This is a genomic window from Pseudomonas sp. S1_G07 (assembly GCF_054668565.1).
Genome location: NZ_CP162778.1, coordinates 263213 through 276209, shown reverse-complemented (window position 1 = coordinate 276209; position 12997 = coordinate 263213). Strand labels below are relative to the sequence as shown.

The following is a 12997-nucleotide window of genomic DNA, read 5'->3' as shown; positions in this document are numbered from 1 at the left end:
GGGACGAAATGTCGATTTTTCTTTTGTTGCGCCTGTACGCCACCTCCCTCTTTCACCGATTCGGCTGGGCCGGGCTGGTCATTGCCTTGGGTATACACCTGAGCACGGCCTATCTGGGCCTTGTATTGCTGGGCGAACAGCACCTCATCGCTGCCGCCACATTTATTTACTTCTACCTCACCACCACACTCACCGTCGGCTATGGCGATCTCGCGCCGCAGACATCGGCGGGGCGAATTTTTGTGGCTACCTGGGTCATGCTCGGGGGCATTGCGCTGCTGACGGCAGCCATCGGCAAAACCACCAGCAGTGTTATCGATGCATGGAGAAAAGGCATGAAGGGCAAAGGCGACTTCACCGGCAAGGTTGGCCATACGGTGCTCATTGGCTGGGAAGGGGTGTGCAGCGAACGGGTTATTGAATTATTGCTTCAAGATGAAACCTCGAACGACAACCTGATCGTCATTTGCGACTGCACCCTGGAAGAAAACCCGATGCCGGGCAAGGCGGCGTTCATTCGAGGCGACAGCTTGTCCTCTACTGCGTTTTTACGGCGTGCCGGTGTGCCGGGGGCCGAGCGTGTGCTGGTGCGAACCCCGTCTGACGACTTGACCCTGGCCACCGTGCTGGCGGTGAATCAGTTGAGCCCTGTGGGGCACGTGGTCGCCCACTTCAATGAAAGTGAAATTGCCGCCCTTGCCAGCTCCTACGCGCCCAGCTTGGAATGCACGTCGAGCATGGCCATGGAAATGTTGGTGCGCGCCTCTCAGGATCCGGGTTCGTCAGTCGTCATTAATGAGCTGCTGTGCGTGGGGCAGGGCGCCACTCAATACCTGATGAAATTGCCCGAGGCCTTTGAAGCCACGTTCGGCGATTTGTACGCGCGGATGAAAGAGCATCACAACGCCACCCTTATCGGCTATCGCGCCAAAGGTGCCCGGCAACCGTCGATCAACCCGCCCAGTGCCACGCGCGTTGAAGGCGGCGAACTCTTCTATATCGCCTCCACTCGCCTCAAGGAAATCTCCAATGGGATGGCTTAAACAACTGATGGGGCTTGAGGCCCCGAACGCGAATCCCACGTCGAAAGGAACGGCCGGTAGCACCGTGCCGAGCACCGGCCCGTTGGGCCTGGCGCCGGGCAAGGGTGTGATGTTCGACGCGAGCCTGAAATTGTTGCTCGATGAGAAAACCTCGGTGGTGATCCCCGGCTCCCAGGAAATCTGGAGTAACGGCACCGTCGACCTCGGGCAGTCGACCTGGCTGTCGCGCTATTACATGAACGACGAAGATTACTGGCTGCAGGTGCACACCACGGGCGACATCGCCGGGCAGGTCGAGTCGGTGATCCTGTTCAACTACCTGAGTTACGTCACCCTCAGCAGCGAAGCGGAACTGCGTCGGCTGGCGGGGCCACAGAGCCTGATCGGGCTGCCGACGTACACCCACAACGGCGTCGAGTACGCCCGCGTGTGGGGCAGCGAGGATGGCCAGACAGAGTTAGTGGCGATGAGCGAGCACGTGATAAACCCCGAGGACGCCTACAGCGTCGAGCACCGCTCGATGCTATACGCCCGTGATACCGGTTTGACCGATCGACGTGAGTTCCTGCTGTTTTCCGTCGAAGAAGACGCCGAAGGCACCGTCAGCCTGAGCACATCGCTGGGCATTTCGCTGTACACAACCGACTTGAATGCGCTCTAAAAAAGGAAGCCGTCCATGCTAGAAGCTCTCTCCATCTCCCTGAACAAAGCGGCCGTGTTCGGGTTTGTCACGTACCTGCTGGGCGCTGCCGTGCTGTTCGCGCTGTTCCAGTTCGTCTACACCCGCATCACGCCGCACAAGGAATTCGAACTGATCCGTGGGGGCAACGTGTCGGCGGCGGTCGCCCTGGGCGGTGCCATCGTCGGCTTCGCTATTCCGGCCAGCAACGTCATTGCCTACTCGATCAGCCTTCTCGACTTCGTGGTCTGGGCGGTGATCGCGGCCGTCGTCCAACTGTTGGCGTTCCTGGTGACCAGCCTGGTGCTCAAAGGCACGTCCGAGCGCATCAAGAAAGGCGAACTCGCCGCCGGCATCTACGTGGCTGCGGTGGCCATCAGCGTCGGCATGTTGAATGCCGCGTGCATGACGCCTTCCCAGAACTGATTGCGCACGGAGCTCCCGATGAAACGAAGCAAGTACGTCCAGCTTTCGCTGGCTGCGTCGGTCGCCATGGCGATATCCGGCTGCGGGCCGACCGAAAAAACCTACGATTTGCAGAAGAAATACAACTTCCAGTCGGTTCAGCAGTGTGCCGATGAAAAGTTGCCGGTGGACATCTGCTCCGACGCCTACATGAAGGCGATGGCCGAGCATCGCCGTATTGCCCCGGTGTATGCCAGCCAGGCCGATTGCGATGCCGACTTTGTTGCCGGCTGGTGCCAGTTGGACTCCAACGGCCAGTTCATCCCCAAGCTGGGCGGTTTCGAACTGACCGCCGAAGGCCAGGTGACCCAGTCCCAGGTCGACGCTGCCAATGCTCAAGTGGCCGGCTCCCAGGCGAACAGCGGCGGCTCAGGCTTCTCCACCAGCAGCCTGCTGACCGGCTTGCTGATCGGCAACATGCTGAGCAGTAATCGCAACAGCTACCGCTCCGAACCGGTGTACCGCTACCGCGATGATCGCGGCAACTACGGCAACTCGACGCTCAATCAGCGCGTCTCCAATGGGGCGACCTTCGGCCGCTCCAACCAGGCCCGGTACGGCAGCAGCAATTACTCCAACACCCTGCGTTCCTCCAGCCAGTCGAGTTCCGTTGCGTCGGCCACCTCCCGTGGCGGCTTCGGCAGCAAAGCCAGCGCGCGCAGTGGCTGGGGCGGCGGCGGGTCGAGCAGTTAAGGAAGGCGGGCCATGAAGAAAATCCAATGCGCAGAACGTCATGACTGGAAACAGACCGCCGACAGCCTCGGCTTTCTGTTCCACACCATCGACGGCGAACCTTACTGGGACGAGCGCGCGTATTACCAGTTCACGCTCCAGCAAATCGAGAATGACCTTGAAGACCCGACCAACGAGATCCATGACATGTGCATGGACCTCGTGGCCCGCGTGGTCCAGAGCGAAGAACTGCTCGACCGCCTGAGCATCCCCGCGCCCTTCTACGACATGATCCGCACCTCATGGCTGGAAGGTCACCCGCACCTGTACGGGCGCATGGATTTCTCCTACAACGGCACCGGCCCCGCCAAACTGCTGGAACTCAACTACGACACCCCCACCAGCCTCTACGAGGCGGCGGCGTTTCAGTGGGGCTGGCTGGAACAATGCATCGAACGCGGCTTGCTGCCCAAACAGGCCGACCAATTCAACAGCATCGACACCAAACTGCATCAGGCTTTTGCCCAATTGCAGCTCACCCAGCCGTTCTACTTCGCCTCGATGAAAGACTCGATCGAAGACAAAGGCACCACCGACTACCTGCGCCTGGTCGCGGAAAAAGTCGGCATCGAATCACGCCACATCGACATCGAAGACATCGGCCTCACCCGCGAAGGCCGTTTCGTCGACCTTGAAGATCGCTGGATTCCCCACCTGTTCAAACTGCACGCCTGGGAATTCATCTTCCACGAACCCTTTGGTGCTGCGATTGCCGAGAGCGACACACAGTTCTTCGAGCCGGCGTGGAAATCCATCCTCTCCAACAAAGGCATCCTGCCGCTGCTGTGGGAATTCAACAAAGGCCACCCCAACCTGCTCGCGGCCCACCTGGACACCGACCCAGGCAAAGCCGTGCCCAAGGGCTGGGTGCGCAAACCGTTCTTCTCACGGGAAGGCGCTAACATCGAACTGCAAACCGCCGACGGCCTGGTCGTAAAAGAAGACGGCCCCTACACGGATGCGCCGTTTATCCTTCAAGAGTTTGCACCGCTGCCGAAGTTTGGCGACAGCTATACGCTGATCGGGTCTTGGGTGATTGGCGACCAGGCGGCGGGGATCGGAGTGCGGGAGGATGATAGTTTGATCACCAAGGACTCGAGCCGGTTTTTGCCGCATTTGATATTGGATTGAAAAAGCCTGCTGGGCTTCTCAGTCAGTACTTGCCCGACACGCCTCAACCGATTGGCTAAATGCCCGCGTCAGCGGGCAAGTTTCTGATTCTCAGCAGGTAGCCATCTGAGCATTGGAGTGGTTGTGCGTAAGTCGTTTGAGTGCAATCTCAAGCGCTTGGTCGTCGAACAGTTTGTTCTTACGAGCACCAGCACCGGCTCCGCCCTCCCAATGTTTCAATGCCTCGCGCACAGCAGGGACGCTAGGGGAGATATTTTTCTGGCTCAGCAACCAATCGACTGTCGCCAGCAACTCCATACCAAACGGGGACTCAAAGCCGTCAATCAACTTGGCGGTACACTCCAAGGCTTGTGAGTACTCTTTGGCCTCTGTGTTGAGGTAGGTTTGGAGAAAGGCTTTGCGGTCTTGGTCAAACCAGATGACATCGCTGATTTCCGCATCGCTGATGCGTTTATCGCAATGCAGATAACTACCATCCAGATTGTTAAGCAGATGCTCCAACCGATTGGCATACGGCCCGTACTTGTGAGCAACGAACTTAAGGTCCAACGGGTTCTTGAGGCCTGGCTGCTTTTCAATAGCGCGTTCCAGGAACCAGGCCAGCTTCTGAATCTCCAGCAGGCTGCATTCCATACCTAACACCCAGTATCGCCGTACAAGTTCAGCAATAAGTGCGCGGGCCGGTGTGAGTTTCTCAACGCCGCTGCGTTTTGCGACATTCAGGTACTGATTGGAAGGTTCGAATACGAGTACATCGACATCCAGATCACTTAACACATCGACGATCTGTTCGCGAACCTCCGGCCATTTCAGCCCCCCGTTACCCGCACCTAGCGGCGGAACAGCTACGGACTTCACATGGTTCTCAATCAGAAAGCGCCGTAGATCATGCAGACCGTCGGTTATCCATGCCATCTGCGAAGGTGATCGCCAGTGACGCTTAGTCGGAAAATTAACGATCCAACGAGGGCCTTCCAGTTCGTTGACTGCGGTTATGTGAACCTTGCCCGTTTCTACCTCGCCAGCCTTACAGGCCGCCGCGTACAAACGATAGTTTTCTGCAAAGCGCTCTTTGAACATTAGGGCAATGCCTTTGCCCATCACGCCCACGGTATTCACCGTGTTGACGAGGGCTTCGGTGTTGGCTTCCAAAAGGTTGCCTTGGGTGAATCTGATCATTGGAAATACCATCCCGGACGCGCATGGACGGACAACGTCAGGCCTCTGGCGGCGACGTCCTGCTCTATGCGTTTTTTCGTTGCATCGGTGTAACACATGATGCCAAGGAGTCCTGTAATCGGTAGGTAGTGGTGAATCAGCGCTTCTGCCTGGTAACGCTCCATCTTGCGGGGGTCATCAGGGTCACGTTTGAAGTCGCGTCGTTGAAGGATAGACCAATCGATCTTGTGGAGATTCGCCAGATCGCTGTAATAGTCTGTCCAATCCGGGTAGGCGTGTGCGTTTGTGAAGACGAACGGTAGGCCAAGCTCAGCGACACGGTGCAGGCTGGAGACCAGGATCACGATCTCGTCGTTGCTGCGTTGCTGAACACTCCACCCGGAGTGAATGTTTTTCATCATCACAGAGAAGGGCGTGAAGTAAAAGGGCACGTAATCGGCCAATACCCCGGCAGGAGGTATCGGGACACAGCGAGTGCGGCGTTTTTCGATTAAATCAACGTTGCCAATATTCACGTACTGAGGCGCCCGCACCGCGGAGCTGGCGCAGTGCAGGCCGTTGTCCAGAATCCAGGGCAGATTGTCGCGATGGACGATCCGCCAGATAAGAGCCTTTTCTGGATTCAGGTTGTTATAAATCATCTAAGAAACATTCCCCGATTTACTCCGATTTGTACTTTAACACCGGCCTCGCGCATTTTAGCCTCGCAGAGAGCTTCTACCTCGGCATTAGAAACAAAAACCTTGAAGAAATCGTTGGGGGAAACTACATCGGGCGATAGGCACTCCGCCATACAAATGCTTTTGCATTGTGAGTCATGATAATCCCTGGTATTCATGACCTCCCAATTGATGGCTTCGAAGCCCTCTGCATAGTCGAGTAATTGAATGGCATCGTTGGCCAATGGATGCCGGGGGATGACTTTCCACTGCTTTCTAACAGCTACGCTTCGATAGACCGTAATTACGACAAATTGAGCTTCGGGCCTTCTGCGCTGAACACCCCCATCGAATGGATTCGCGGCAAACCAGTGGAACGGTACGTACTGCTCTAACGCGACCCCAGCCCCATCTCTCTGCGACGGCCCGCCAGTTGGAAGCGAAGCAGCCAGGATTTACGCCCGGTAGGTTTGACGACCAAGCGAAGCCCATCACCATCTTCATAGGTGCCGGGTTCGGTCAGGTTTTCGACTTGTTTCGGATTCAGCTTACCCATTGGATTTCCCCTGTCGTCCGCTTTGTCCCCCCACCTGTCCCCCCACTTCATCGTCGGATGAGGTCGAATGGCGTTGAACACCATCGGACAGAGGAATGCCTGAAAGGCCCGGAATAGCTAAGCTATCAGGAAGATTCTTGGATGGGATAGGATTATTTCGGACAATTAAAAAGCCGGCTTGTGGCCGGCTTCTCGGGGACGGGTTCAGTCTATTTTTGGTAAACCTCACCAGCCTTCAAATCGCTCAGCCCACATTGCGTCGGGCTGAATAGTAGGGCATCCGCGGGAACTCCTCCGCTTCGCCGAGCAGGGTGGATAGCGCTAAGCCACCCCCTGCCAAATGTGCGGCGCATGATACCCACATTCACTTCAAATGCCCACCTCCGGTTCCGATTTAGAGCCTTCCCAGCCCAATAGGTGTTCATCCAGGGGTACGGGTGGTCGTCGGTTATTCAGCGTCGACCACCAGAACACCCACCCCACGATCTGGAAGTTCTGTTCAAACCGTTGCTCGTACGTGAGGTATTCGTCCGGGTGTTCGGCGGCGTTGTGGCTGCGCAGGCGCAAACCGCCGCCGGGGCGGTTGTAGAGGTATTTGATGCGTAGCATGCCGTCGTGTTCGACGGCGTAGATTTCGCCGTCGATGATTTGGGTGCGGCCTTTGTCGATGGCGAGGGTGGCGCCTTGTTGGATGATGTCGATCATGCTGTTGTCGACCATGTAGGCGCTCACTGCGCGGTCGGGGTTGACGGTAAGGGTGTCGAGGGCGTGCTGGGAGACGCGGATGCGCTCGGTTGAGGTGAAAGTGGGGTGGAGGGGGATTTCCACGTCGAGTTTTTCTGGAGGACAGGCCGGGCCTGTGAGGTACTTGCCGCTCTCTTCGCGGGTGGGCACTCCTTTCCTTGTGCTGGGGCCTTCGAGCAGGAAGTTGGCCGGAGGGTGTTTGGGGCCTTCGCCGGTGCGTAGCCATCGGCTGGAGACGCAGAGCAGTTCCGCGAACTCGTTAAGCCTACCCATGGGTACGCCGCGTTTGAACCAGTTGTTCACGTGTTGAGGCGTGACGCCGCGGTTCTTGGCGAAGTCGGAGGCGGAAAGATGAACTTCCCGCAGTAGCGCTTTTAAACGATCACCTGATTTATTCATAAACGCAGAGTTTACTGGCGAGAAAAACCAATCAAATAAACCATGCGTTTAATTGCGCGTGTAGGTTTTGGCTTAGTTGTGGCCGGTTTTTTCGTTAGTGCGGCTTAGTTGAACGCTGTGTGTTATGTGTTGAACTTGTTGTTTAATTTTGCCCACAAAAAAAGCCCCGAGTGATCGGAGCTTTTTTGATTGCCGGGGCAATGAGGAGCGGGTATCAGCCTTTGTAGGCAGCGACCGACTTCATGATCTCGGCGCGGGCGGCGTCTGCGTTGCCCCAACCGTCGATCTTCACCCATTTGCCTTTTTCGAGGTCTTTGTAGTTCTCGAAGAAGTGCTTGATCTGTTCCAGCAGCAGAGGCGGCAGGTCGGTGTATTCCTTCACGTCCACGTACAGCTGGGACAGCTTGTCGTGGGGTACCGCGATAACCTTGGCATCGCCGCCGCCGTCGTCGGTCATGTTCAGGATGCCGACTGGGCGAGCGCGGATGACCGAGCCTGGGGTGACCGGGTAAGGGGTGACCACCAGCACGTCGAGGGGGTCACCGTCGTCAGCCAGGGTGTTGGGGATAAAACCGTAGTTGGCCGGGTAGAACATCGGGGTGGCCATGAAACGGTCCACGAACAGGCAGTCGCTGTCTTTGTCGATTTCATATTTGATCGGCGCGTGGTTGGCCGGAATCTCGATGGCGACGTAGATGTCGTTCGGCAGGTCTTTGCCAGCCGGAATCTTGCTGTAGCTCATTGGGCGTTGCCCCCGTAGTTGGCCATATGACATGGCCGGATTGGCCTAAAAGTGGCGGCGATTATAGGCATATTCTGACGCCGACGCCATGCGCCAGACGTCGTACGGTCATTCGCCTTGTGGCTGATAGCGCGGGTCGTGCGTTTGCAGGTGGGTCAGGCGGGCCAGGGGATCCTGGCGATAAAAGCGGCTGAGTTGGGTGTACACCTGTGGGTAATGGCTGGCGAGTAAATCCGGGGCGCTGAAAAAATACTCGCTGGTGACGGCAAAGAATTCCGCCGGGTTTTCCGCGGCGTAGGGGTCTATCTCCGTGTCGGCGTCGGGGTTGGCGTCGAGCTGACGGTTGAGGTCGTCAAACGCGCTTTGCATCACGCTGGCCCACTCCTGCACGCGCATGTCGTGGTGCAGCGGCGGCAGGCCGTTGGCGTCGCCGTTGAGCATGTCGAGCTTGTGCGCCAGTTCGTGGATCACCAGGTTGTAGCCTTCCCATTGGCCGCTGGCGAGCACGCCGGGCCAGGCGAGGATCACCGGGCCTTGTTGCCAGGCTTCGCCGCTGTGTTCGCCGTCCCACTCGTGTTCCACGCCGCTGGCATCGCGATGGCGCTGGGGGCTGAGGAAGTCGTCGGGATACAGCACGATTTCGTGGAAGCCCTGGTACCAGTCGAGGTCGCCGAGGTGCATCAGTGGCAGTTGCGCCTGGGCGGCGAGCAACAGGCGTTGTTCCAGGTGCAGGTCGACGCCGGGCAGGGCAGTGAGGTGTTTTTCGGCGAGGAAGACGACGCAGGCTTCGCGCAGCCACTGGTCCTGCTCGGTGCTGATGCCATCGAGAAAGCTCAGGTGGTGGCGCACCCGTTGCCAGGTGTCATCGGCAATCGGGTGCTTGGCCAGCAGGCGCCGGCGACGCCAGGCGCTGAGGGACCACATCGCAGGTTACTGCTGTTTTGCTTCGGAGGCGGTGCGGCCAAAACGGCTGCGGAACACGCTGATGATCATCGGCACCAACGACAGCAGGATGATGAACACCACCAGCAGCGACAGATTCTTCTTGATAAACGGCACGTTGCCGAAGAAGTAACCCAGGGTCACCAGGCCGCCGACCCAGAGGACGGTACCCAGCACGCTGAACCCGAAGAACCGCGCATAGGGCATCTTGGCGATGCCGGCGACGAACGGTGCAAAGGTACGCAGGATCGGCAGAAAACGCGCCAGGGTGACGGTCTTGCCGCCGTGCTTATCATAGAAATCGTGGGTTTTTTGCAGGTAGTCGCGGCGGAAGATCTTCGAGTTCGGGTTGCTGAACAGGCGTTCTCCGGCTGTTCGTCCGATGATGTAGTTGGTGCTGTCGCCGAGAATCGCCGCCAACATCAGCAGGCCGCCCAGCAATACCGGGTCCATGCCACCACCGGCCGCGACTGCGCCGGCAATAAACAGCAGCGAATCACCCGGCAGGAACGGCATGACCACCAGGCCGGTTTCGCAAAAGATCACCAGGAACAGAATGGCGTAGATCCACGGACCATAGTTGGTTACCAGCATGTCGAGGTAAACGTCGAGATGCAGGATAAGGTCGAGCGGGTTGAAATCCATGGATGGCACCTGTGTGAACGGCCCGATTAGTAGGCCTGTGCGGAAGCTCGGGTAATAAGGCTACAAGTGTATGTAGTGTTTCTTACAACCCTGAAAGGTCCGCATTATACGGACAGAGTGGTGAAAAACGTGTTGGTTTTGTAGCGGGGGATGTCCAGTTTTTCTTGGCTCATGCGGTTTAAATGTGGCAGCGGGCTTGCTCGCGAAAGCGGTGGTTCAGTCAGACAATTTATAACTGACCCAGCGCTTTCGCGAGCAAGCCCGCTCCCATTCAGGGGATGTGTAGCGTTTGGAAGTCAGTCTTCGCTGATCGGCAAGGTGTAGTTCTTGAATTCGGTGTCTTCATGAAACCCGATCGACTCGTAGGTCTTCTGCGCCACTTCATTGTTGCTGCTGGTGGACACCCGCAGGCGTACGGCATGCGTCTCCTTGGCCATTTTTTTCGCGGTGCGGATCAGGTTGTCCGCCACCAGTTGTCGGCGGGCGTCTTCGGCGACGTAGATATCGTTAAGGATCCACACCCGCTTGAGCGACAACGACGAAAAGCTCGGATACAGCTGGCAAAACCCAAGCACCTTCTTGTCGTCGTCATCGGCCAGGGCCAGGTAGATCACCGATTCCTTGCGGCGCAGGCGCTTTTCCAGAAAGGCCCGCGATGAGTCCGGGAAGGGCAGGGCCCCATAGAACTCGCGGTATTTGACGAACAACGGGGTCAGCAGGTCCAAGTGTTCCAGGGTCGCTTGAGTGATCCGCATGCCAGGCCTCATCTTCCAAAGGGGTATGACCACACGCGCGGCCGTGACTCGATGCTGCCAAAAGACGCCAAAAAGCGCAATCGTGCCGCGATCAGTCCATGGGCGGGCTGAGCAGGAAGTTACCCTTCATCAGGTCCGGGTCGTCGGATTCGATGGTTTGCACCTGCGCTTCATCCTTGAGGTTGACCCCCGACAGTTGCCGCCGACACGCTTCGCGCATCAGGTACAGCAGGCGATGGGCCGCCATGCCATAACTCAAGCCTTCCAGGCGCACATTGGAGATGCAGTTGCGGTAGGCGTCGGTGAGGCCGACCTTGGGGTTGTAGGTGAAATACAGCCCCAGGCTGTCCGGTGAGCTGAGCCCCGGCCGTTCGCCGATCAGGATCACCACCATCTTGGCCCCCAGCAGTTGCCCGATCTCGTCGGCCACGGCGACGCGGCCCTGCTCCACCAGGATCACCGGCGACAACGACCACCCTTCGGCGTGGGTCTGTTCCTCCAGGCGTGTCAGAAACGGCAAGGTATGTTTATGCACCGCCAGCGCCGACAGGCCATCGGCCACGACCACCGCCAGGTCCACGCCACCGGGGTGGGCAGCGGCATGGTCACGCAGGGCCTGGGCCGACTCATCGCTCAAGCGCCGCCCCAAATCCGGGCGTTGCAGGTAGCTGTGCCGATCCACGGCGGCACTGTGCAGCAACAGGCTGTCGCGGCCACGCTCGGCGAGTTGGCTGCTCAGGCCGGCATGATCGAATGGCAGGTGCACCGCGTCGCGCGCCTGGGCGTGGGCAAACTGGAAGTCCAGCTGTGCGCTGGTGGGCAGGCTGGTGCCGGTCCGGCCCAGGGCAATACGCGCCGGGGTCAGGCGGCGCAGTTCCAGCCACGGGTTGTCAGGCAGGTCGGGTTGCACGGTAGGCTCCTTCATCCCAATTGCGCCAAGGCGTGGCGAAACGCCGGTGGCAGGCTGTTGCCGAAATGCACCTTGCCGTCGGCCTGCGTGAAGATGCCCATTTTCGCCAGCCACTGTTCAAACTCCGGTGCCGGTTTTAAGCCCAGGGTTTGCCGGGCGTACAAGGCGTCGTGGAACGAGGTGGTCTGGTAGTTGAGCATGATGTCGTCGGAGCCGGGGATGCCCATGATGAAGTTGATCCCGGCAACGCCCAGCAGGGTCAGTAGGGTGTCCATGTCGTCCTGGTCGGCTTCGGCATGGTTGGTGTAGCAGATGTCGCACCCCATCGGCACCCCCAGCAGCTTGCCGCATAAGTGGTCTTCAAGGCCGGCGCGGATGATCTGTTTGCCGTTGTACAGGTACTCGGGGCCGATGAAGCCTACGACCGTGTTCACCAGGAACGGCTTGAAATGCCGCGCCACCGCGTAGGCGCGTGTTTCGCAGGTTTGCTGGTCGACACCAAAGTGCGCGTTGGCCGACAAGGCGCTGCCCTGGCCGGTTTCGAAATACATCAGGTTCTGGCCCAGGGTGCCGCGGTTGAGGCTCAAGCCGGCGTCATAGCCTTCCTGCAGCACGTTCAGGTTGATACCGAAACTGGCGTTGGCGGCCTCGGTGCCGGCGATCGACTGGAACACCAGGTCCAGCGGCACGCCTCGGTTGATCGCTTCGATGGAGGTGGTGACGTGGGTCAGCACGCAGGCTTGGGTGGGGATCTCGTAGCGCTGGATGATGGCATCGAGCATCTCCAGCATGGCGCAGATCGAGGCGGTGCTGTCGGTGGCCGGGTTGATGCCGATCATGGCGTCGCCGTTGCCGTAGAGCAGGCCGTCGAGAATGCTCGCGGCGATACCCGCCGGCTCATCCGTGGGGTGGTTGGGTTGCAGGCGTGTCGACAAGCGCCCGCGCAGCCCCATCGTGCCGCGAAATCGGGTGACCACGCGGATCTTCTGCGCCACCAGCACCAGGTCCTGCACGCGCATGATCTTTGACACGGCGGCGGCCATTTCCGGGGTCAGCCCGGGCGCCAATGCGCGCAGGGATTGTTCGTCGGCGGCGTCACTGAGCAACCAGTCACGCAGCCCGCCGACGGTGAGGTGGCTGACCACGGCAAACGCGGCTTTATCGTGGGTATCCATGATCAGCCGCGTGACTTCATCGCTTTCATAGGGAATCAGCGCTTCTTGCAGAAAGTGCTTGAGCGGGATATTGGCCAGGGCCATCTGCGCCGCTACACGCTCGCCGTCGTTCTGCGCGGCCACGCCGGCCAGGAAGTCCCCGGAGCGTGCGGGGCTGGCCTTGGCCATTACGTCCTTGAGGCTGTCGAAACGGTAGGTGTGGGCACCCACCGCGTGGGAAAAGCTTGCCATACAGTGTCTC

The 12997-nt window shown here is 58.8% G+C and carries 15 protein-coding genes and 1 pseudogene; 5 read left to right on the top strand and 11 right to left on the bottom strand.

The features are described 5' to 3' along the window. The first annotated feature begins 8 nt into the window (after positions 1 to 8). The 5 genes from AB4O05_RS01245 to AB4O05_RS01225 are packed head-to-tail and all read left to right on the top strand — an operon-like array spanning position 9 to position 4050. Positions 9 to 1043: an ion channel gene (locus AB4O05_RS01245; protein WP_460133671.1), complete on the top strand. Its 1035-nt coding sequence runs from the start codon at positions 9 to 11 to the stop codon at positions 1041 to 1043. Further along, positions 1030 to 1704 (top strand): DUF2491 family protein, encoded by a 675-nt coding sequence (locus AB4O05_RS01240; RefSeq protein WP_460133674.1) that lies wholly within the window; start codon positions 1030 to 1032, stop codon positions 1702 to 1704. Before AB4O05_RS01245 ends, AB4O05_RS01240 begins: the two co-directional genes overlap by 14 nt. A 15-nt stretch (positions 1705 to 1719) precedes the next feature. After that, positions 1720 to 2148, top strand: a complete 429-nt coding sequence (locus AB4O05_RS01235) for a DUF350 domain-containing protein (RefSeq protein WP_460133676.1) — start codon at positions 1720 to 1722, stop codon at positions 2146 to 2148. Between the two features lie 18 nt (positions 2149 to 2166). Next, positions 2167 to 2880, top strand: coding sequence for a DUF1190 domain-containing protein (locus AB4O05_RS01230; RefSeq protein WP_460133677.1), 714 nt, complete (start codon positions 2167 to 2169; stop codon positions 2878 to 2880). A 12-nt stretch (positions 2881 to 2892) separates the two neighbouring features. Continuing rightward, positions 2893 to 4050 (top strand): glutathionylspermidine synthase family protein, encoded by a 1158-nt coding sequence (locus tag AB4O05_RS01225; RefSeq protein ID WP_460133680.1) that lies wholly within the window; start codon positions 2893 to 2895, stop codon positions 4048 to 4050. A 90-nt stretch (positions 4051 to 4140) separates the two neighbouring features. On the opposite strand, the gene darG is transcribed toward AB4O05_RS01225, so the two are convergent. The 11 genes and pseudogenes from darG to AB4O05_RS01170 form a co-directional block, all read right to left on the bottom strand. Next, positions 4141 to 5229 carry a type II toxin-antitoxin system antitoxin DNA ADP-ribosyl glycohydrolase DarG gene (gene darG, locus AB4O05_RS01220; RefSeq protein WP_460133682.1) on the bottom strand — a complete coding sequence of 363 codons (1089 nt, stop codon included), beginning with the start codon at positions 5227 to 5229 and terminating at the stop codon, positions 4141 to 4143. After that, on the bottom strand, positions 5226 to 5870 hold the full coding sequence (gene darT, locus AB4O05_RS01215) for a type II toxin-antitoxin system toxin DNA ADP-ribosyl transferase DarT (RefSeq protein ID WP_460133685.1): 645 nt from the start codon (positions 5868 to 5870) through the stop codon (positions 5226 to 5228). The genes darG and darT overlap by 4 nt, the downstream gene beginning before the upstream one ends. Then, positions 5867 to 6340, bottom strand: a complete 474-nt coding sequence (locus AB4O05_RS01210; RefSeq protein WP_460164898.1) for a DarT ssDNA thymidine ADP-ribosyltransferase family protein — start codon at positions 6338 to 6340, stop codon at positions 5867 to 5869. The genes darT and AB4O05_RS01210 overlap by 4 nt, the downstream gene beginning before the upstream one ends. After that, positions 6286 to 6495: pseudogene (locus AB4O05_RS01205) on the bottom strand (Arm DNA-binding domain-containing protein); the annotation flags it as partial. The pseudogene AB4O05_RS01205 and the gene AB4O05_RS01210, both read right to left, overlap by 55 nt. Positions 6496 to 6813: 318 nt before the next feature. Further along, positions 6814 to 7587: a LexA family transcriptional regulator gene (locus tag AB4O05_RS01200; RefSeq protein WP_460133687.1), complete on the bottom strand. Its 774-nt coding sequence runs from the start codon at positions 7585 to 7587 to the stop codon at positions 6814 to 6816. Between the two features lie 214 nt (positions 7588 to 7801). After that, the gene (ppa, locus tag AB4O05_RS01195) at positions 7802 to 8329 is read right to left on the bottom strand and encodes an inorganic diphosphatase (RefSeq protein ID WP_003176323.1); all 528 of its coding nucleotides are present in this window, start codon (positions 8327 to 8329) and stop codon (positions 7802 to 7804) included. A 108-nt stretch (positions 8330 to 8437) separates the two neighbouring features. Then, positions 8438 to 9253, bottom strand: coding sequence for a M90 family metallopeptidase (locus AB4O05_RS01190; protein WP_460133689.1), 816 nt, complete (start codon positions 9251 to 9253; stop codon positions 8438 to 8440). Between the two features lie 6 nt (positions 9254 to 9259). Further along, positions 9260 to 9916 carry a DedA family protein gene (locus tag AB4O05_RS01185; RefSeq protein WP_460133690.1) on the bottom strand — a complete coding sequence of 219 codons (657 nt, stop codon included), beginning with the start codon at positions 9914 to 9916 and terminating at the stop codon, positions 9260 to 9262. A gap of 296 nt (positions 9917 to 10212) precedes the next feature. Then, complete coding sequence (locus AB4O05_RS01180; protein WP_460133692.1) at positions 10213 to 10671, bottom strand: GNAT family N-acetyltransferase; 459 nt, start codon at positions 10669 to 10671, stop codon at positions 10213 to 10215. Between the two features lie 91 nt (positions 10672 to 10762). Beyond that, complete coding sequence (gene eutC / locus AB4O05_RS01175) at positions 10763 to 11596, bottom strand: ethanolamine ammonia-lyase subunit EutC (RefSeq protein WP_460133694.1); 834 nt, start codon at positions 11594 to 11596, stop codon at positions 10763 to 10765. Continuing rightward, positions 11593 to 12987, bottom strand: a complete 1395-nt coding sequence (locus AB4O05_RS01170; RefSeq protein WP_460133696.1) for an ethanolamine ammonia-lyase subunit EutB — start codon at positions 12985 to 12987, stop codon at positions 11593 to 11595. The genes eutC and AB4O05_RS01170 overlap by 4 nt, the downstream gene beginning before the upstream one ends. Positions 12988 to 12997 lie beyond the last annotated feature (10 nt).